At 26.7% G+C, this 20,615-nt stretch carries 24 protein-coding genes; 22 read left to right on the forward strand and 2 right to left on the reverse strand.

All coding sequences use genetic code 11. The features are described from left to right. Position 1: 1 nt before the first annotated feature. The 4 genes from queE (at position 2) to BM027_RS00120 (ending at position 2,819) form a co-directional block, all read left to right on the forward strand. On the forward strand, positions 2-667 hold the full coding sequence (gene queE, locus BM027_RS00105) for a putative 7-carboxy-7-deazaguanine synthase QueE (RefSeq protein ID WP_090087305.1): 666 nt from the start codon (positions 2-4) through the stop codon (positions 665-667). A gap of 3 nt (positions 668-670) precedes the next feature. Further along, positions 671-1,261 (forward strand): GTP cyclohydrolase I FolE, encoded by a 591-nt coding sequence (gene folE / locus BM027_RS00110; protein WP_090087309.1) that lies wholly within the window; start codon positions 671-673, stop codon positions 1,259-1,261. Between the two features lie 225 nt (positions 1,262-1,486). After that, on the forward strand, positions 1,487-2,173 hold the full coding sequence (gene queC, locus BM027_RS00115) for a 7-cyano-7-deazaguanine synthase QueC (RefSeq protein WP_090087312.1): 687 nt from the start codon (positions 1,487-1,489) through the stop codon (positions 2,171-2,173). Further along, positions 2,166-2,819: an HAD family hydrolase gene (locus BM027_RS00120; RefSeq protein WP_090087315.1), complete on the forward strand. Its 654-nt coding sequence runs from the start codon at positions 2,166-2,168 to the stop codon at positions 2,817-2,819. The genes queC and BM027_RS00120 overlap by 8 nt, the downstream gene beginning before the upstream one ends. A gap of 27 nt (positions 2,820-2,846) precedes the next feature. On the opposite strand, the gene BM027_RS00125 is transcribed toward BM027_RS00120, so the two are convergent. Then, complete coding sequence (locus BM027_RS00125) at positions 2,847-3,209, reverse strand: C-GCAxxG-C-C family (seleno)protein (protein ID WP_090087318.1); 363 nt, start codon at positions 3,207-3,209, stop codon at positions 2,847-2,849. A gap of 308 nt (positions 3,210-3,517) precedes the next feature. On the opposite strand from BM027_RS00125, the gene BM027_RS00130 reads away from it, so the two are divergent. The 6 genes from BM027_RS00130 to BM027_RS00155 all read left to right on the forward strand — a co-directional run bounded on the left by BM027_RS00130 (position 3,518) and on the right by BM027_RS00155 (position 9,442). After that, positions 3,518-4,174, forward strand: coding sequence for a nitrite/sulfite reductase domain-containing protein (locus BM027_RS00130; protein ID WP_090087323.1), 657 nt, complete (start codon positions 3,518-3,520; stop codon positions 4,172-4,174). Between the two features lie 177 nt (positions 4,175-4,351). Then, a complete protein-coding gene (locus BM027_RS00135; protein WP_090087328.1) occupies positions 4,352-5,371 on the forward strand; it encodes a tyrosine-type recombinase/integrase in 1,020 nt (339 codons plus the stop codon). Positions 5,372-6,192: 821 nt separating this feature from the next. Next, positions 6,193-6,876 carry a hypothetical protein gene (locus BM027_RS00140; protein WP_090087332.1) on the forward strand — a complete coding sequence of 228 codons (684 nt, stop codon included), beginning with the start codon at positions 6,193-6,195 and terminating at the stop codon, positions 6,874-6,876. 295 nt (positions 6,877-7,171) lie between these two features. Continuing rightward, positions 7,172-8,104: a GIY-YIG nuclease family protein gene (locus BM027_RS00145; RefSeq protein ID WP_090087337.1), complete on the forward strand. Its 933-nt coding sequence runs from the start codon at positions 7,172-7,174 to the stop codon at positions 8,102-8,104. 40 nt (positions 8,105-8,144) lie between these two features. Continuing rightward, positions 8,145-9,005, forward strand: a complete 861-nt coding sequence (locus tag BM027_RS00150) for a GIY-YIG nuclease family protein (RefSeq protein ID WP_090087340.1) — start codon at positions 8,145-8,147, stop codon at positions 9,003-9,005. Between the two features lie 152 nt (positions 9,006-9,157). Next, positions 9,158-9,442: a hypothetical protein gene (locus tag BM027_RS00155; RefSeq protein WP_175559905.1), complete on the forward strand. Its 285-nt coding sequence runs from the start codon at positions 9,158-9,160 to the stop codon at positions 9,440-9,442. Between the two features lie 625 nt (positions 9,443-10,067). On the opposite strand, the gene BM027_RS00160 is transcribed toward BM027_RS00155, so the two are convergent. Next, positions 10,068-10,256, reverse strand: a complete 189-nt coding sequence (locus tag BM027_RS00160) for a hypothetical protein (protein ID WP_090087348.1) — start codon at positions 10,254-10,256, stop codon at positions 10,068-10,070. Between the two features lie 160 nt (positions 10,257-10,416). On the opposite strand from BM027_RS00160, the gene BM027_RS00165 reads away from it, so the two are divergent. The 12 genes from BM027_RS00165 to BM027_RS18090 all read left to right on the forward strand — a co-directional run bounded on the left by BM027_RS00165 (position 10,417) and on the right by BM027_RS18090 (position 20,589). Next, positions 10,417-10,899, forward strand: coding sequence for a helix-turn-helix domain-containing protein (locus BM027_RS00165; protein WP_090087352.1), 483 nt, complete (start codon positions 10,417-10,419; stop codon positions 10,897-10,899). Between the two features lie 306 nt (positions 10,900-11,205). Continuing rightward, positions 11,206-11,367 carry a hypothetical protein gene (locus BM027_RS18085; RefSeq protein WP_175559906.1) on the forward strand — a complete coding sequence of 54 codons (162 nt, stop codon included), beginning with the start codon at positions 11,206-11,208 and terminating at the stop codon, positions 11,365-11,367. A gap of 28 nt (positions 11,368-11,395) precedes the next feature. Beyond that, complete coding sequence (locus BM027_RS00170; protein ID WP_090087355.1) at positions 11,396-11,950, forward strand: hypothetical protein; 555 nt, start codon at positions 11,396-11,398, stop codon at positions 11,948-11,950. Positions 11,951-12,043: 93 nt separating this feature from the next. Beyond that, a complete protein-coding gene (locus BM027_RS00175; protein WP_090087359.1) occupies positions 12,044-13,021 on the forward strand; it encodes a phage lytic cycle repressor MrpR family protein in 978 nt (325 codons plus the stop codon). Between the two features lie 413 nt (positions 13,022-13,434). Continuing rightward, positions 13,435-14,127: a hypothetical protein gene (locus tag BM027_RS00180; protein ID WP_090087364.1), complete on the forward strand. Its 693-nt coding sequence runs from the start codon at positions 13,435-13,437 to the stop codon at positions 14,125-14,127. After that, a complete protein-coding gene (locus BM027_RS00185; RefSeq protein WP_090087368.1) occupies positions 14,127-14,333 on the forward strand; it encodes a hypothetical protein in 207 nt (68 codons plus the stop codon). The genes BM027_RS00180 and BM027_RS00185 overlap by 1 nt, the downstream gene beginning before the upstream one ends. Before the next feature lie 54 nt (positions 14,334-14,387). Next, on the forward strand, positions 14,388-14,639 hold the full coding sequence (locus BM027_RS00190) for a YjcQ family protein (protein ID WP_090087372.1): 252 nt from the start codon (positions 14,388-14,390) through the stop codon (positions 14,637-14,639). Between the two features lie 103 nt (positions 14,640-14,742). Beyond that, entirely contained in the window at positions 14,743-15,675 is a 933-nt protein-coding gene (locus BM027_RS00195; RefSeq protein WP_090087378.1) for a ParM/StbA family protein, read from the forward strand. 2 nt (positions 15,676-15,677) lie between these two features. Then, entirely contained in the window at positions 15,678-16,112 is a 435-nt protein-coding gene (locus tag BM027_RS00200) for a hypothetical protein (RefSeq protein WP_090087382.1), read from the forward strand. A 24-nt stretch (positions 16,113-16,136) separates the two neighbouring features. Further along, positions 16,137-16,874, forward strand: a complete 738-nt coding sequence (locus BM027_RS00205; protein WP_090087387.1) for a hypothetical protein — start codon at positions 16,137-16,139, stop codon at positions 16,872-16,874. A 173-nt stretch (positions 16,875-17,047) separates the two neighbouring features. Beyond that, positions 17,048-20,326, forward strand: coding sequence for a hypothetical protein (locus BM027_RS00210; protein WP_090087390.1), 3,279 nt, complete (start codon positions 17,048-17,050; stop codon positions 20,324-20,326). 89 nt (positions 20,327-20,415) lie between these two features. Next, positions 20,416-20,589 carry a hypothetical protein gene (locus tag BM027_RS18090; protein WP_175559907.1) on the forward strand — a complete coding sequence of 58 codons (174 nt, stop codon included), beginning with the start codon at positions 20,416-20,418 and terminating at the stop codon, positions 20,587-20,589. Positions 20,590-20,615 lie beyond the last annotated feature (26 nt).

The following is a 20,615-nucleotide window of genomic DNA, read 5'->3' on the forward strand; positions in this document are numbered from 1 at the left end:
AGTGAATTTTAAGGTAGTTGAAAAGTTTGTTAGTATTAATGGAGAAGGTCGCCTTTGTGGACAATTAGCAGTATTCATAAGATTTGCAGGGTGTAATTTAAACTGTAGCTATTGCGATACAACTTGGGCAAATGAAAAAAATGTTTCTTATGATCTAATGTCTTGTCATGATATATATGAATATATTAAATCAACAAAAGTTAGGAATATAACTTTAACTGGAGGAGAACCTCTTCTTCAAGAAGGAATAATAGGACTATTAGAACTATTATCTCAAGATAATAAACTTGATGTTGAAATAGAAACTAATGGAAGTGTGTTAATAGATAAGTTTTCCACGATAGAAAATCCACCAAGCTTTACTATGGATTATAAACTTCCTTCAAGTAATATGGAAGATAAAATGTCATTACAGAACTTTAAATATTTAACTAAGAGGGATACAGTGAAATTTGTATCCGGTAGCATTGAAGATTTACAGAAGGCTAAATATATAATAGATAAGTACAGTCTTGTAGATAAAACTAATGTGTATATTAGTCCTGTATTCGGAAAAATTAATATGGATGATATAGTAGAGTTTATGAAAAAAAACAACATGAATAAAGTTAATTTGCAAATACAACTTCACAAAGTTATATGGGAAGTAAATAAGAGAGGTGTATAATATATGAAAATTGATATAAAAGCAATTGAAGAACATATAAGAGGTATTTTAATAGCTCTAGGTGATAATCCTGATAGAGAAGGACTAAAAGATACACCTAAACGTGTAGCTAAAATGTATGAAGAAGTATTTCAAGGGATGTGCTGCAGTAATGATGACATTGCAAGTATGTTTAATACTACTTTTGAGGATGATTTATTAATAAAAGAAAATACCAAGGATATAGTGTTTATGAAAGATATAGAAATATTTAGTCATTGTGAACACCATTTAGCACTCATGTATAACATGAAAGTTGCAGTAGCATATATACCTAATAAAAAAATTATTGGTCTAAGTAAAATAGCAAGAATATCCGATATGGTAGGCCGTAGACTACAGCTTCAAGAAAGAATAGGAACAGATATAGCTGAAATCTTGCAAAAAATAACTGAATCAGAAGACGTAGCAGTTATTATAGAGGGTGAACATGGATGTATGACTACTAGAGGAATACAAAAGCCAGGTGCTAAAACAATATCGACTACTTTAAGAGGAAGATTTAATACTGATCCAATTCTAAATAACAAATTAATGATGCTTTATACTAAATAATAAGGCTATATTTTAAGTAAAGGTTGATATTGTAGTATAAGGGCGAACTGGCATTGGAATTTGCTTTTTAGAACTCTTAAGTGAGAGTTCTAAAAAGTAAATTCCTCTGTCCATGAGCTTTATACTACAATATTAACACTGTTTTAAAACATAGCCAATAATAAAAATGAGTGTAGTTTGTAGTTAAGATTACACTACATAGTTTAAAGGGCGGTGTACTAATAAATGAATAAAGAAAAAGCAATAGTAGTATTTAGTGGTGGTCAAGATAGCACAACTTGTTTATTTTGGGCAAAAAAGAGGTTTAAAGAAGTTATAGCAGTTTCTTTTGATTATAATCAAAAACATAAGTTAGAATTAGAGTGTGCAAGAGATATATGTAAAAAATATAATGTAGAACATCATATTTTAGATTTAAATTTATTAAATCAACTAGCACCAAATTCACTAACTAGACAAGATATAAATGTTGACAAAGATACACCTAAGGAAGGACCTCCTAATTCATTTGTAGATGGAAGAAATATGTTATTTTTAACCTTTGTTGCAGTATTTGCAAAGCAAAGAGGAATAAATAATATTATAACTGGTGTATCTCAAAGTGATTTTAGTGGATACCCAGATTGCAGAGATGTATTTATAAAATCATTAAATGTTACATTAAACTTAGCTATGGATTATCAGTTTGAAATTCTTACACCATTAATGTGGATTAACAAAGCAGAAACTTGGAAAATGGCTAATGATTTAGGTGTGCTTAATATTGTTAAAGAAGAAACCTTAACTTGTTACAACGGAATAATAGGTAATGGTTGTGGAGAGTGTCCAGCTTGTAAGTTGAGAAGAAATGGATATTTAGAATTTAAAAAGGAATACTTAAAATATGTAGAGGAAAAGATAAAAAATGAATGAAATAAAAGCAGTATTATTTGATATGGATGGAGTTATATTTGATACAGAAAGGATATATTTAGATATTTGGACCAAGGTTTTTGATAAATATGGATATAAAATGACTAAAGAGGTTTATGTATCTGTAATGGGAAGAGGACGTAAAAATGTTATTAAAACATTCTTGGATGTGTATGGACAAGATTTACCTATAATAAGAATGTATGATGAAAAGGATGATAGTTTAGTACAAGTTATAGACAAGGGAGAAGTTCCTATGAAGTTTGGAGCTAAGGAAATCTTAAATTTTTTAAAAGAAAATGGATATAAGATAGCCCTTGCGACCTCAGCCAAAAGAGATAGATTAAATAAACAATTGAAGATGGGTGATATTAAAAAAGTATTTGATGCTATAGTTTGTGGAGATGATGTAATAAATGCAAAACCAGATCCAGAAATATTTTTAAAGGCAGCTAAAAAACTTTCTGTAAATCCAGAAAATTGTATTGTTATAGAAGATTCACCAGCAGGTATTAAAGCAGCCTATAATGCTAAAATGATAGGTTTACATGTAGAGGATTTAAAAAAGTCCGATGAAGAAATTATGAAATATTGCCATAAAAGTTTTAAAAATTTACTTGAAATTAAAGAATACTTAAAAAGATAGGTGGATTAGATTTTCCACCTATCTTTTTTACTTTTCTAACATTTTAATTAGTGTATTATAAGAAAAATCTACTATTTCAGCACAACTAATATTATTTGCTTTTAATTCTCTACACATTTCTGTAGAATATTTTTCTTTTATTGTTGTTATAAATTCTCTTGAATAATTTCTAGCCATATTAGTTTCTGTATTATCATTTCTTCCTTTTAAATAACCTATTATTACAATACCAGCATTTATAGCACCACAAAGGCTTCCAACACCTACGCCAGCTCCCATTCCACTACCTAATCCAAGTGGAATATTTTGATTATGCTCCTCATTATAAGATTTAATTAAAGATTCAGCACAATTATATCCTTTACTAAGATATTCTGATGGACATGCCATTAAAATCACTCCCCTAAAATAATATGTAATTTATTGTCTACTACATTATATTACTATATTTTTTAATAATAAACAGTGATTTTGTTACATAATAGAAATTTTAAAGAGTATTAATAATTTATTTATTACAATATTACTAGGAAATTTTAATTCCAGTAATATTTTTTTAGTTAAAAAGAAGATACATAGATTAAGATACATATAATTTACAGTAAGATAGAAGACTATTTATATAAAATACATGATAGAATATATATTAATGTCATATTAGTCATTATTTAATAATTGTATTTAGTAGGAGGAAGAATATGAAATTTGGTAATCTTCAAAAAATAAGAAATGGAAAAAGAACCTATGGAATAACTCCACATATTCCAGGAGGTTTTATTACTCCAGACATTATGCAAAAAATTGTCGATGTAGCAAAAAAATATAATGCAGTATTAAAGCTAACATCAGGGCAAAGGATATTAATAACTAATCTTAAAGAAGAGGACTTATCTAGCATATGGAGTGAACTTGGTATGGAGCCTGCTGTTCGAACACAGAACTCAGTAAAGAATATTGAAATGTGTCCTGCTGGATTATGTAAGAGGTCAAAATATAATACTATTAGCACTGGTATGAAGCTTTCAAGAAGATATCAATGGATGGATATGCCATGTAGAACTAAGATAGGAGTATCAGGATGTAGAAATGCTTGTGGTAGTGTATATAGTAAAGATGTTGGAATAATTGCTGATAAAACTGGATTTATTGTAACAGCTGGAGGATCAGCGGGTTATAATCCAAGAATAGCAGATATTATTGCTAAAGATATAACAGAGAAGCAAGCGTTAAAGTTAGTAGATAATATTTTTATATATTATAAGGAAGATGCAGAGGATGGAGAAAAACTAGGATTTTTTATTGATAGAGTTGGAATTGATAAATTTAATGAAGAAGTTCTTAAAGATATATTTTAATGTAATTTATATCATATATAGGAATAAATAAAGAAATAGAATTTTAATATATTATCTGAAATGACGCCTACCAATTATTTAAAGTAATACTAAAATTATAATTTTACGCCTATAAATATAATAAATGTAATCCCTCTAATATGTTGAGTTTATTTCAGTATATTGGAGGTTGTTTTTATGCCAAAAATTAATAGGAAATCAAAAACAATAGATGATTTTATAATTGATTATTTAGAATTTTGCTCTTATAAAAATTTATCTATAAAAACTATAAAATCTTATCATCAAACCTTAATGCTATTCTCACAATGGTTAAATGAATTAAAAGAAATAACAGATATAAAAAAAGTTAATAAAGAGATTGTAGAAGACTATCTAAGGTTTACTAGAGAAAGAGGAAAATATACTTTTACGTGCAATCCAGAAGGTGCTTCTATAGCTAATTTAGACAAGAGAGAAAACGATGGAAAAACTATTGCGATATCTACATTAAATGGGTATTTAAGAAATATAAAATCTTTTGCTACTTATTTAGAAGAAAACAATATTTGCAAAAATACAAAAATACATTCATGTAAATTTTTGAAAACCGAGAGGAAAGCAAAAGAGCAATTGACCGATGAAGAATATAAAAAGTTAATTAAGTCATTGGATTTAAGTAAATTTTATCAGTTCCGAGATTTTGTAGTAATTAATCTCATTTTTGATTCTGGAATGAGACTAGGGGAAACATTAAGTTTAAATATCTATAATTTAGACATTGCTAGAAGAACAATATTAATACCTGCAAATACTACAAAAAGCAAAAAAGATAGAGTTGTTTTCTTTAGTTCTAACATGAGTAAATTACTACAAAGATGGCTTAAATATAAAGATGCTATGGTGGAAACAGATTTATTATTCCCTGCACAGAGAACAAACGCAGTGCTAAGTATAGGTAACTTCGAGAAAAACTTTAGAGTGTACTTAAAGAAAGCTAAGATAAACAAAAAGATAACTCCACACGGATTACGTAACAATTTTTGTCGAAGATTCATATTAGCAGGTGGAAATTTGCTAGTGCTTAGTAAGATATTAGGACATTCTAGTGTAAAAGTTACTGAGTCTGCTTATTTAGACCTACAAAGCGAAGACCTAAGAAGAAAATATCAGGCGTATAGTCCTTTAGCCAATATGGACAATGATAGGGGGTATTAAAAATGAGATATGACAGATAAGGCACATGCAATAGAAAATATTATTAAAAAATTAAGATAAAAAAATAGAGGTGTATGCGAAACACCTCCACCAAAACTGAATATCGTTTTATAAATACTTTTGCAATCCATAAAAGGATATACAACCAAACTGTAAATATATTGTATATCAAAAAAAATAGGATTGCAATAGGTTTATTTCCTATACACTTTTTTAACGGGCTGAAAATTACGCTCGTTAACGTATAGGTTAACTGTTATGCACTATGCAGTAGCAATCGGGAAATCTCGAACGCTAAAATATAGTAGGTTTGGTCAGCCAATGTATAAAAATGACCAATCTTATATATTCCATTGGACTTTCTCTTATTGTAGTTGATGGTAAGGTAATATATAAGATTAGGTGCGTGGCGACCAATAACCTTTAAACAACAGTCAATTCGGTGGTATTTTGGCACTCTAATGAGTGGGTAAGTATTAGTAATTCAACATCAAGGACAAAATTTTGATGGTAAAACTGATATGCGTAAGCGATAATAATAAGAGTATTGATGGGGATTCTTAACGGATAAACCAAACAATCAATAATTATTTTCCTTATGTTCACAATTAATTTTTTTGTGAATGTAGGTAAAATAATTATATCCAAAAATAACTTACAAATTTCCAAACAATATCAAGCCTTAGTTCTAAAGTCAACACTTAATTTCAAATTAATATTAGGATAACAAAGAGTAACTTAGATAGAAATAAAATTGATAATTCATGTTATAATAATTGCAATGTAAAACTAAACTACTAGTAGTAGGGAGCGATATAATTGTGTGTATAAAAATTAGTAAGTATTTAAAGGGATATCGAAATAAATATGCAGTAAATTATAGTTTTTATGATGAGAGTATTATTCATTTATTTGATTTTGATGAGAAAGAAGTCTTTAATACAAGCGAAACTGGCAGTTCATCATTTTATAGATCGGAGATAAGAAGTCTTTTAAACGAATTTAAGACATTTGACAAGGTACAAGATAAATTGAATATGGAAAAGAACTCTTTTGAGCGAATGATAATAGAGGCAGTTGAGGATTTTTATGAACATGAGTTTAAAGACCAGTTTAATAAGAACCAGTACAGAGTGTATGTTCGTAATAAAAAAGAAAATGAAATAATACAAGATATGATATATTTCGAAGAAGAATATGATAAAACTTTCAATGACGAAGAACATTTCAAAAAATGGTATATAGAGATAATTAATTACAACTACAATACAAAATTTACTACATATAATGAGGCTAAAAGATTTCATAAATCTGAAGGGTGGAAACAGTTGAAGGGGGAGAATAATTCCCACAATTACGGTTTGACACCAGAAGAAGATGAGCTTTTGCAGGAAGTGCTTAAGATAGGATTCACTAAACTTGCGAAGAAATATCATCCTGACGTAAAGGGAGACGATGAGAAAATGAAGTTGTTGAATAGTTTAAAAGAAAAGATTAAAAAATAGTCAAAGAAAAATAAAAAGGATAACTCACTAGGGTGTAATGAGTTATCCTAAATACTGGTTATAATTTATTATTTGGGGAAATAATAATGCTTTAACTACTTTATGTTTTTATTATAGTACGGATTTGTGACAGGATTATGGCAAATTTAAATAATTAATCTTAATAAATGAGAATATTTTATAAGAGGCTAAGGAGTTTTCATTGCTCCTTAGCCTTATTTTTTTCGCTTTATGAGTAATATCCTATATATGGGGAAATATATAAATTAAAAGGTTAAAAAGGATTTTGATTTATATGCGAAGATTAACAAGATTAAAAGGTTTGTTTGAAATATATTATAAGAATATAGAAAAAGTTCATGGTATGGCAATTATTTATGTTGGATATTCACCATATTCAGATATTGTATATATAGGTAAAACTGAAAAGCATTTAGATGTTAGAAAAGAAGAACATTTTCAGACTTTAAGAGCAGGAAATCATTCTTGTAAAGTATTCCAGCAACTATATAATTGCGTTGGAGAAAAAAATATAATATTTAAGGTTGTTGATCGATGTTTAGCAAGTGAAGCTAAAACATTAGAAACAAGATATCATAGAAAGTACAACAGCAAATTTGCTGTATGTAGCCATAAGTATAACGGAAAGGATTTTTTTAATATTATGTTTAAATATGTGACAGACCCATATTTTGAACCTTTAAAATTTAGTGAGAAATTTATAATTGAAATTTATATGAATTATTATAGAAGTAATAATGAAGGTGAATGCAGAAGTTCACAAGAAATAATACAGGAAGTATCAACTAGTGGAATGAAATTATTACAAGAAGAATTTAAAGATACAGAATTTAGAAAAATATTAGGCAAGGTTATAAATGACTTAAAAATGGATGAAATAGATATAAATGATAGTGTAAGTAAGTATATGTATATTAAGATGATCTATGATATATATAACGATGAAAAAAATGAATTAAAAAAGATACTTATAGATAATATTTATAAAGAAAAAGAATTATATGATGATTTATTAAATTTATCAATATCTTATGCAATAGAATATGATACTAGCGAGAAAAATACTTTAAAATCAATGGATATGGTTATAAATGAAATTTTTGGCAAGCAATTTCAATTTAAGCCTAGATATTCTGATTTAGTTTATTATTATTGGCTAGAAGAGTCATGTAGATATTTATTTAAAAAAAAATATTCAGTCCTATAAATGTGGAAAATATTTATTGTTTTATATAAAGGAGATATAAATGAACATAGAATTGAATAAAATTCCGATTCTTCCAGGAGTATATATAATTAAATGTCTTGACAATAAGCGTATGTATATTGGTTCGGCAAAAAACTTACAAACAAGATTTAGAACTTATAAAAGTCAACTAAAATATGCAAATCATAAAGTCGAACAATTAAATGATGATATTAAAAAATATGGATTAGATAATATTGAGATAGATATATTATGTACTTGTACAGGAAGAGTTAGAACTATCATAGAAAGATACTATATAAAGCATTATAATGCAATTAGCTTAGGGTATAATAGTATAAATGCACCTAAAGTTTTAGCAAAGGACAAAATAAATATTATTGGAAATACAATTAAAGGTAAAAATATACTGTATATTAATAATTGGTTGGAAAAATATATTCTTGAATTATTTGATTATAAAGATTCAGAAGTAGACAAAGTCATTTCAATGAAAGATTTAGTTGAGATGTTTGAAAAAGAATTTAAGGTTGAAATAGATGATTTATCAATAATTTTTGAATTTATTAGAAAATTAGATGCTACTATATTTGTAAAAGATACAGATTCGGACATATATTATGAAATAAGTGGTAATCAAATGTGGAAATTTATGCATTGGGAAGAATTTAGTTCGGATAAATATATTGATAAAGATACTAAGGATAGAGTATGCAACCAATTAACACTAAGTAATATATTTGTAGAATGCACTAAGTATAATGGGAATAATAATGTTGATATAGAAAGGATATTTCAATCAATTGATTCTTTTAGAGCTAATAATCAAATAATAGATGCTACTTATAAAATACAATATCATAGATTAGGTAATTTAGATTTAGGTTTTGTAGATAAATAAAATATGTTTGTAAAATAAATTAATTACAAGACTAGGAGCAATCTTAGTCTTATTTTTTTATATTAGTTTACAATAATTAAGAGGATATTAGAATTATTTGGCTAAATAAACTATAACTGGTATAAAAGTGCTGGTTAATATTTTATGGGAGAGTGGATGGAATGGAAGGTACTTTTAAAGAAAAAACATATAAAAATACATCTAATGTTATAGTTACTGATGATATAGAAAAAGTATCTCAATGGATATCGGATGTAATACTATTTATAAAGGCAGAAACTATATTAGATGAGAATGATTCTATTACAAAACAATTTATTTATGAATATAAAAATGTTAAAAATACACAAATAGATGATTTTAAAAGATTGGTGGGAACTGTACGAAGTTTAAAAGAAAGATTTGATTCAATAGATAATAGCGTTAATGCATTTTAAGGGGTACGAATATGACATACGATGAATTTTAAAAACAAATTTTAGAATCAGAAATAGATGATTGGGAATATGATGATGATTTAGGTTTATATATTTTAAAGACTAATATATGTATTTCAATTTTAAGTGATAGAAATGATATTAAAGATAGGGAATTTTTTGAAGATTGGGTTGAAAATTATTCAGATAAGAGTGCCTGTAGAGCACGTTTCTTTTTAAGGTATAATGGTTCGATAATAGAAACGTTTAATACTGCGGCGGTTGATGGATATAGACAATTAATACCATATCCTAAACGCTTTAGTAGTTTAAGCATAGATAAAAAGCAATATAAGATAGGAAAAATAGTAAATATTCCATATAAAGGTTATGATTTCGATGAATATTTAAGTATAGCACAAATTAAGATTAATTAAAATACAAAGGATTACCACAATAAAAACTGGTAGTCCTTTTTTAATACCTCAAACTCACCTAAAAGTATTACTCTAATACTTGACTAAATCACTAAGGTATAAAAACAATACTATATATTAACTACTATTCTTTCTTATATTAATTACTTTAAGTCTATATTAACTACAATATAAAAGAGCAATAAAAAAGTAGATACTTATTTAGGTATCTACTTTTCGTTATTTTCATTTATAAGGTCAAATATATTTTTTTCGTCTAATTGTTTTCTCAATATATCTATTGAAAGATCATATATTGTTGATTGGTTCAATTTTGTCTTTTCGCAAATTTTCATTACAAAATCCATATTATCACTTCTTAATGTTGAGTTTAATCTTTTTCTATGAACTAGAGCCATTATATACACCTCATTTCTACTAACTAGTATACTACAAGTTACTGAACTTTACACTATTTTAAAAAACTTTACGAAAGGTATTGCATAGTTACGTAACCTGTGATATATTAGGTACATAAGGTTACGTAACTTAACGCAATGGAAAAGGAGGTAGTAATAAATGAACACATCTAAGGACTTTATAAAATTTCGTCAATATATTAGAACTCAAAATTTAAAAGTCAATGAGCAATACTTGCTAGAGTTATTTTTCGAGTATACATCAATTCAATATGGATATGCGTTCCCTAAATTCTCTGACATCATGTCATCGTTTAATACTACCTCTAAGAATCGCATAAGTAGCACTATAAAGAAGTTAGAGAAAAAGGGGTTGATAAAAGTAGATAGAGATCACACAAACAATAGATACTATGTAGTTAATATCGAATTATTCATCAATCAAGGTAAAAGTAATGATAAAAATGGAAATAAACCTACAAAAGAAATAGAAGGACAAGTTTCTATAGAAGAATTAACTCCAGAAGAATCAAAGGTAATAGAACTAACTAGCTTCACACCAAATCAGTCTAGGAGGCTCTTAGAACTATCAAAAAACAAACTAGATAAAGTTTATAGAATACGCAGAGTATGCCCTAGATAGAGGTGTTAAGAACATATATGGATATGTTAAAAAACTTATTGAAGTTAATGCGGATGTAAGCCAAGGCACTAAAGAGAATTATCATAAAAAATCTATACCTTTTGTGGAAAATTGCAGTAGCAGGGAATATTCAGAAGAATACTATCAATATATAGAAAATCGGCTTCTTGGATGGGCATAAATATTAAATTGCTCTTTGAAAAATGAATATTAATAAAATGAAAAAGGCAGTAACATAATTACCACCAATCCATTTTGCAAGATTAGTATAGCTTATGTTACTCCTAAAATCAAGGGGGAAGAAAAATGAGTTTAAATTTATATGGACTAATAATTAAAGCAGCCAACGAGAATAATATGAATATGACATTGGAGGAAATCAGCAGAATTAACGATTCAATTAATGAACTAATTGCTAGGGGAATAAACAAAGATATGATTTTGAATAATTTAGAAATGTTAATGTAAAAATTAAAATTTAAGGAGTGTATTAAATATGTGTGAATTAGCAGTAAAAATCAAAAGAAATCAATTTTCAATAAATCTAATAAAGGATTTAAATTACATACCAAACAAAGGAGCAGACACAAAAGAAAGTATTTTAAATTTATTTAATGCCATAAGTGTAGCAGGTAAAACTTTAATAGAAGCTATTGGAGATGCACATTACATCGTTGATGAATCTAAAAATATAGTGAAAGTCTATAAATGTAAGATTAGCAATAAGGTTAATCCAAGCAAACCATTTAGTAGCGTTCTAACTAAGAAGCAAGTAGATTTTGATGATTTTTCAAGTTTTATTGTATGGAATGGTATTGAGTGTGAGGAAGAACTTTGCTTTATGACAGCTAAAGATTATAAAAGTAGAGAATTTAAAAATGCCATATATGCAACAAGTGAAGATGATATTTGGAATGCATTGGAAGCTACGATAGAAATGGATTATGATACTATGGAGAAAGAATTTGAAGGTGTCAGATTTAGAGATAACGAAAATACCTGCGTGGTAAAATTTAACAATGAAAAAGAGTATGCTATTTTAAGAATGTAAAAATATAATGTGGAAGAGTTAGATTGAATACATATTCTTTTTATGATACTATATAAATGATTTAAAATAAATTATAGTAGAGGTGAGAAGAATATGTATGATTTTTTAAGCAAGATACCACCAACTATTTCTTACATAAAAGAAAATTATGATAAATTTCAAATAAATAAAATAAAATGGTTAGAAAGTAGTATGGAATACGCTTTTATAACGCAAAGAACCTATTGGGTGACATATAAGCATAGTATACATGATATTGAAAAAAAGAAAAATAAGGATTTGTATGATTTTACCAACGAAGAAATTGAAGAAATGTTAAATCAAATTGGAAAAAATATCAAAACAATTAGAGTTTTAAAAAGTATAATAATTAATTATATTGAGTGGGCAATTGAAAATGGATACAAGTTAAAAGAAAATCCAGATGGCTCTCTTGACAAATCTAAATTATTTAAAACCTTTAGAGCAAAACTTGTAATTAATTATAAAACACTTGATGAATTTTATCATATGCTTGAAGAACTGAAGTGCAGTGATATAGATAAAATGATGTTGGTTTTAGGAAGATATGGAATTGTTGGAAAACAATTTATAGATATGGCTAACTTGAAATGGGAAGATGTAGATAGAGAAAATATGTTTGTTAATGTGGGGAATCATATTAAATTACCAATAGATGAGAGATTTATAACATACTTAGAAAGAGCACACAAATGTGAAATATATGATTATCAAACAAGCACGTTAAAATATATTGATTTTGGATATGTTATGAAAGTATCAGATAAATCAGAAGAAAATATAATTAAATATAATACTTTAAATACTAGAGCATACTCAATATATAAAAACAATGGTATGAATAGAATTGCATTTGGAGACCTTATCACTTGGAGAATGTTTGATCTATTATTTGAAATATTAGAAAATAAAGGTGAAGTAACATATAAGGATATAAAGAATGTGATTACTATTTTAAAAGGTAGTAGTACAATGTCAAAAGCACAGTATTTAAAAGAACGGTTTATGATTGTAAAAGAGTATCGTGAGGAATTAACACGTACAATATAAACAATTTAAAATATTTTTAAAAGGGGATTGTTATTTTAAATTGTTTATGTTAATATTAGTTTACAGGAAATAATAGGATTAATTAGCAGATTGTATATAAACAATTTAAAATAAATTTTTAAGTTAATAATTATATAATCTGCTAATTATAAAACTTACATCAACAATTTAAAATAAAATTCAATGATAATCAATAAGAAGGTTATTATTTTTATAATATATATCAACAATTTAAAATAAATCTTTAATTTTGAAAGGAGGTGGTTAAATTGGATGTAATAAAAAAGTAATCAACTTATACGATGTCCCCACATCATAATGTACAAGCTGACTACTTACAAATATGTATACGGATATTATAGCAAAAAACTAAAAATTAATCAAAAATAATCAATGAAAGAAGGAATATTAAAATGATAAAAATATTAAAAAACAAAAAAGGAATTGGCTATGTAATTATGAACAAAGAGGAATTAAAAGAGTTTTCTCTAGTGAGTAATCCAAAATGTGATGAATGTTTTAAGGAACTAACTAATAAAGAAGAGATTATATACATACCTTCTTTAAATGAAGCTTATTGTAAGGAATGTGGAATTGAAAAATTAAAATGGTGTTCACCATATGAAATAACTGATATGCCTTATATTGAAGATAAAATTAAACAAATTAATATGGTTTTTAATGTGATAGATGAAAAGAAAGATGTGTTAGAGGTACTCAAAGAAGATAAGCAAAGAATAGAAAATCGTTCAAATATAAATCAAGGATATGGGTTACTTAATCAATTATATGAAGCAGTTCCAGAAAGTTATAGAGATAAAATATCATATAATGATGAAACCATATACTTTGATGGTGAAGAAATAGGATATATAGATGATATTAATTATATTGGATGTATTAATGGTAAAATCTGTGGTCGGGATGATGCTGAAACTACTGAATTTGATAAGTTTATCAATGTTAATAAAATAGGTAGCTACAGAAACATATTCTTTACTTACAAAGATAATGGAGAATATGATTGTGAAATTATTGAAGAACTTGAAAAAGGTAAGATTTACGGTAGAAATGAAAATGGAGAAGTTTTGGAGGTAATTAAATAATGGCTGATTTTGATAATTTAGAAGATTTTTTCAAATCTTTAGAAAATGAAGATAATATGAAAAAGGTATTAAAAGAAGAAAAGATTGAAGATAAGTGTCCTATATGCAAGAGAACAATAAAAATAGATATTGATAAGAATAATACACTTAAATGTCCTTGTTGTGGGGCTGAATTTAATGTTACAGAATTAAAGATTGAACAGTAAACTATATAAGGATTAAATGATAAATCAAAAAAGAAGAAAGAAGGAATTGAGACAATGAATAAAAAAGAATTAATTTTAAATATATTAGAAGGATTATATGAAAATAGTAAGTTGTTACGTAGTGGAGAGTTAGGGATTGCAGAAGAATTATGGAATGAAGTTGTGGCAATAGCTCTACAAGGAGAATTGATTTTTGGAGCACCTGCAAGTCGTGATGAATACGGTAAAGTAAAAGTTGATTGTTATAAGCAATATATAATATCCATTAAAGGAATTGAATATTTAGAACATAACAAGCAACAATAAACAGTTACATAAGGATAGGCTGTACAAGCCTTCCTTAAACCTATTATAACCATATATTTATAAATTAAAAAAAATAAGTAAAAATTAAAGAGGAGAAATAATGATGAATAATGAAGTTAAAATAAATGATAACAATGGAGCAAGCAAAAATAAAATATGTTGCATAGACCTAGGAAACTACAATGTTAAGGCAATTAATGAAAAAGGAAAACAAATAACATTCCAAAGTAATGTAAGTAGAGATTATGAAACATTTCCAGATGGGTTTAAATATGTACTATTAGATGGAGAATACACATTCTTTGAGAAAGGCAATTTTAATCTTGAGTACATAAAGACTCAAAAAAATTATACAGCACAGTTATTATATGCAATCTCATTATTACATGAAGATGAAGAAATTATTGAAACTAATTTAGTTCTATTATTGCCAATTAGTGAAATGCAAGAGAAACAAAAATATATAAACGATTTAAAAGGTAAAGAGTTTGAATTTACCGTTAGAACAAATAAAAAGCAAGATAAGATTATAAAAATAAATGATGTATTTGTTACTCCAGAAGGATATTCAAGTTATTTCACTCTTAAAGATGATATTAAAGATAGTAATCTACTTCTTATAGATGTTGGTGGAAGAAGTTCTGATGTAATTGCTCTGGAACATGGGAAACCTCAAATATTAAAAACATATAAAATAGGCATACTCGATATGTACATGAAGCTACAAAATTTAAATGCAGATAAAGAATATAGATTGGAAGAAATTAAAATTGCTATCGACAGAGGAGATATTAAACTTACTAAGAAACAACTAGCAAGTTTTGTAAATGATATTATTAATGAAACAAAAATAGATTCTATAAATTTAAATCATTTTGATAATGTAATATGGACTGGAGGAGCAAGTAAGGTATTAGAAGAAATTATAAATGATAATCTACCTAAGAGTTGCTATATTCATGAAAATCCTTTATATAGTAATATTTTAGGTGCTTTAGAAGTAGGAAAGATAGCATTTGATAAAGTAGGTGCTTAGTCATGGGAAAGGGAAATAGAGAAGCATTTACATTAAATGAATCAAGTTCGAGGGAGAAGATCGTTTTTGATTTTCTCCAAACCCAATATAATAAAAGTCAAGTAATAAAGGATATTTTATATGAGTATATTATGAGCAATAATTTACAAATAAGCACACAACATATACAACATAATCACGTTATTAATACAACAAAATGTGTAAATGATGTATCAAATGTGTATAAAGATACACAACAAAATGATGTAATAGTTGGTAATGATGTTGCACAAGTAAACAATAAGATTGATACAAGTACACCAAAAGATAATGCTAGTAATGATAATGATTTCAGTATTGATTTAAATAGTATTGATGATGAAGAAGTAAATATTTCTACAGAAAAAAAGAATAAAAGTGCAACTGAAAATGCACTAGATTTTGTATTAGGTATGTAAAGATAAGAAAGCGAGGAAACATAAATGGATATAAATATAGTTAAGGCAGATAAAGATTATAGAACAGAAATAGAAAGGGCATGTAAATTATTAAATTTGGGAGATGGAGATTATACAGTAGAATTTTATTTTGGACAAGATGTAGAAAATGATTATGAAAGAATATATGGAAGTAGATATTCAATTAGCGGAGGAGCATATTCAGAAAAGGGAGACAGGATATTCATAAAGAAGGGTGAACCTTCAATAATTACTCATGAATTAAGCCATTTAAAGTTTAATAAATTATATACTAAAACTAAAGAAAATGTTTTTGTATTAGATTTTATTGATGAATATTTAGCTAAGAAATCAGAGTTATTTGCAACCATTAACTTTATAAAGGAAAATGAGACACTAATTAATAATAGCAAAATTCATACAGTAGAAGAATTGTTAGAAGAACAAATAAATTGCCGTAAAAAAGAATTAGAAGCTATGAGTAAAAAACTAGAGGTCACAACTCATCAATTAGATTATATGAGAAGAATAGCTAACATGATTGCATGGCGAGAATATTTAATAGATTGTGAATTGTATGACTATAGTAAAAATATGCAATATGATTTAATAAATGGATTGTCAATGTGGAATGATGTTTTTGATGATGTTGATTATAACAATATAAATGAAAAATATAATGAAATTGAAATGGTGTATAAGGATTATGAAAAATACCATTTAGAAAATAAAAATCTAGATAAAAAGATAATATTAGATTAAATCAATACATAGGAGCATAAGCATTAAAGCTTATCTCCTGTAACTTTAAAATTACAATTTCATTTGGATAAATAATCTCTTTAAATACTGTATAAGAGGTATGGGGGTTCACTACCGTTACCCCAACCTTGAAATTGTGGAGAAATAACAATATGAAAGGAAGTTGAAAATTAATGAAACAAAGACAATTTATTATTAAAAATTATGCAGTAAAACAAGGGGTAAAGGAGATTATGTTAACAGATAGTTTTGGAATGGAGTTGTATTTACAATTCAAAGAGATAAAAAATAAGAGTAAGAAAATAAATATAGACAACATAATAAAAATAATGCTTCCAAGTGATGAAGAAAAGGCATTAGAAATACTAAAAGATGGATACATAGACGAGAATGGAAAGAAATTCATAGCATTAGCAACTACTACAGGATTCATGAAAAAAGAAGAATTAAGCGAAGGTATTATAGCTAGAAAAGATGGAGTATGTGAGTACCTATTTATAGCAGAAGAAGATAAAGCTTTTGTAGATTTATTTCATAAGGTTGTTTCATGTGGCAAAATTCAAGAGAAATTAAATACAACCACAATGCAAATAAATAAAGATATTATTAGTAGAGTTAGTTTAGCATTTAGCACAACAAATAAAGTATCTTACTACTGGAAAAATAAGATTGCAATATTACCAGAAACAACTTATCAATATGCTAGAGAATATGTAACTTTAGATAAAGAAGCTTTAAGAAATGGACAAATAGAATTAAATGAACCTAAAGTAATAAGTGTAGAGCATACTGCATTTGATGGTTTTGGATTAGCTTCACCAGAATTTTGTGATATGCTATCTGAAAAATATGGATATAAAATAGATTATTTTGGTCTAAGAATGTATCCAACAGCAACTAAAGGATTATGCGTTAGATTTTCATTTGTGCAATACTTTGAAGATAATTTTAAGGAAAACAATGATATGTTTTGGAAAGATGAAAATGGAGATTTCTTTACATTAGATAGATGGGGAAAAGAAGTAAATCTTTCTAAATGTTCACTAATACTAAATGAAACTCAATGTAAGTGGGCGAAGTGGTATAAGAACATGGACGAAATATATGAAGCAATAGATAAAGAAGAATATAAGAAATACAAAGATTTATATTATAGTGTGTACATAGCTAGAGTTAATAAGAAGGAACTAGAGCAATATACAAGGATGAATTATCAGCTATTAAATGTAACCAATCTAACAATTTCTGAGATGGAAGAATTAACTGCTTATGATAAAGAAATATACAATAGTATGATTTGTAAAAAAGATAGAAACATTGATAGAATAAAAATCTTTATGGGAGATATGAGTAAGGGCGACGATGAAGGATTAAGAGCATCTACTAAGGTTCAGTATCTTATGCAACAAAATGATAGGTTTTATAAAACTAAATTTGCAAAAGAAACCATTGCTAGAAACTTAGAAAAATATATAAATGAATTATGTGGGAGTAAGTTCTATGTGAAAGGTAATTATAAAACTTTAGCCTGTTGTCCGATTACATATTGTCAACATATAATGACAGGAAAATCAACAACAGAAATTTCAGAAGGATTACAAGAAAGACAATTCTATGTGTCAAGTGAATATGGTAAAAGAGTATTAGCTAGAAATCCTTTAGCAAGTTTTCATGAACCACAAAAAATAGAATTAGTTGAGCATGGCAGCTTGAAAAAATATTTAGGTGAAGACTATAGTTCTGAAATTATATTTTTTAATATGCAAGATGATACAGCAAAGCTTCTTAGTGGAGCAGATATGGATTTAGATGAAGGATTTTGTATAGATAATGAAACTATATATAATTCAATAATTCCTACAATACCTTTTTTAAATGTAGATGATGGTGCTACGGGAGCAGAAATGTTATTTACTTGGGATAATATGTATCAATCTATATTAATGAGTTCTGGTAATACAATAGGAAAAATAGCTTCATTAACTGCAAAAATTAATACTTATAATCAGGACTTAGGATTTATTAGAGTTAAGGATAATAAAGTATTTACTGGTAGAGAATTGTATAACAAACTTATGTATAAAAAAGAAGAATACTATAAGGAGCTATTCAAAGCTGATTACGAACAAATAAAAGAAAATAAAGAAACTATAAAAAAATATAGTGAAGAATTAAAAAAAGCTGATATATCTAAAGTAAGGATATCTACTTGTTACAATATGATTAAATGTAGCCGAAACGAAAATTCAAGAATATATGACAGTATGAAGGAAATTAAATGGAATTATTTCTTAGAAAGACTTGCTAAATATATTGAAGATGGAAGGCTACTTGATGTTAGAGAACTACCAGAAGAAAAAATAAAGGAGTATCTAAATAAAAGATTCAATGAAAATGCTAAATATATTTATTATGCTTTATATTTAAATCAGAAAGCTATCGATGCAGTAAAGACATTAAATCCAGTATCAACAGATGAAATTAATCTACTTAAAGAATGCTTCATTGAATACAAAAAAGATAAAGATGGAAATATTCTTATGATTGAACAAAAGGATAAGGATGGTAATGTAAAAACTGATAAAGATGGAGAAACTAAGATGGTTAAGGCAGTATTAGTTAATAATGTTAAAAAATATCCATATTTCATGAAGTTTACTAAAGACTATGTTAATGATTGGAAAGTTGAAGAATTAAATAGAAGTGCCTTGACAATTAATGCTAAAAGAATCGAGGAATATTTATTAACTAGAATAAAGGATATTAGTAGCAAGTTAGAAGATAATAATTCAATAATTTTAGAGAGTCTAAAACCAAGTAAAGAAAAAGCAGATAGTAAGGTAAAAGCAACAATTATCCAAATCTTAGGTAACTATAAAAGTGTTGCTAGAAGTACAATAAAAACAAAAGATAAAAATAAAATAAATGAGAAATGGGATAATTGTGATAAATACAGTATTGAAGAATTAACTCAATTTGAAAGTGCAGAATTTATTGAAGATAAAGCATTAGTATTAAAAGAATTAAATATAAGTAGCAAATTTGCAATCAGATATTTCTATGATGTGCTAAAGTATTATTTAGATTTAGAAAGTAATAATGTATATTCATATCAAGAAGTAAAAAAGGAAACTGATATAGAATTTATGCACAGATATTTCATCAAGAATCAAGATAAATGCAAAGATAATAATTTACACGAAGATTTTATTCATGAGGTTAAAATTAATAATGGTACTGAATTAAAAATAAGAGTTGGTAGATATCAAGGAATTGAAATTACAGAAGAAATGTATGTAAATAATAAAATTTTATATAGGTCTGTTGATAATACAGAGATGGGATTCATATTTGACTATGAAAAATGCGGATTAGTAGATGGACAAGTTTTAAAAGTAGTTGAAAGTAATGTGTCTAAGAACGGTAAAAGTGTAACATTAATTGTTTCATAGATAGGTATGGGGTTGCCACCCCAACCTTGATATTGTGGAAAGTGAAGTAATATCACTAATCCAATTGAAGTATGAAAGGATGAATTAATATGAATGATACAGTAAAAATAATAAATCAATTACAAATGGCTAGATATATGAAACATGGGGTTAAACCAGTAGATATGTTCTATGATGCTGAAACTAATAAAGTTATATTTGTGTTTGATAAAGAAGAAACAAAACCATTATTTGATTTATGGATTAGAAGACAATTAGTTTAGAAAATATAAGTATGAAAGGATGTATG

Origin of the sequence: Clostridium uliginosum, assembly GCF_900112485.1 — a bacterium.
GTDB lineage: Bacteria > Bacillota > Clostridia > Clostridiales > Clostridiaceae > Clostridium > Clostridium uliginosum.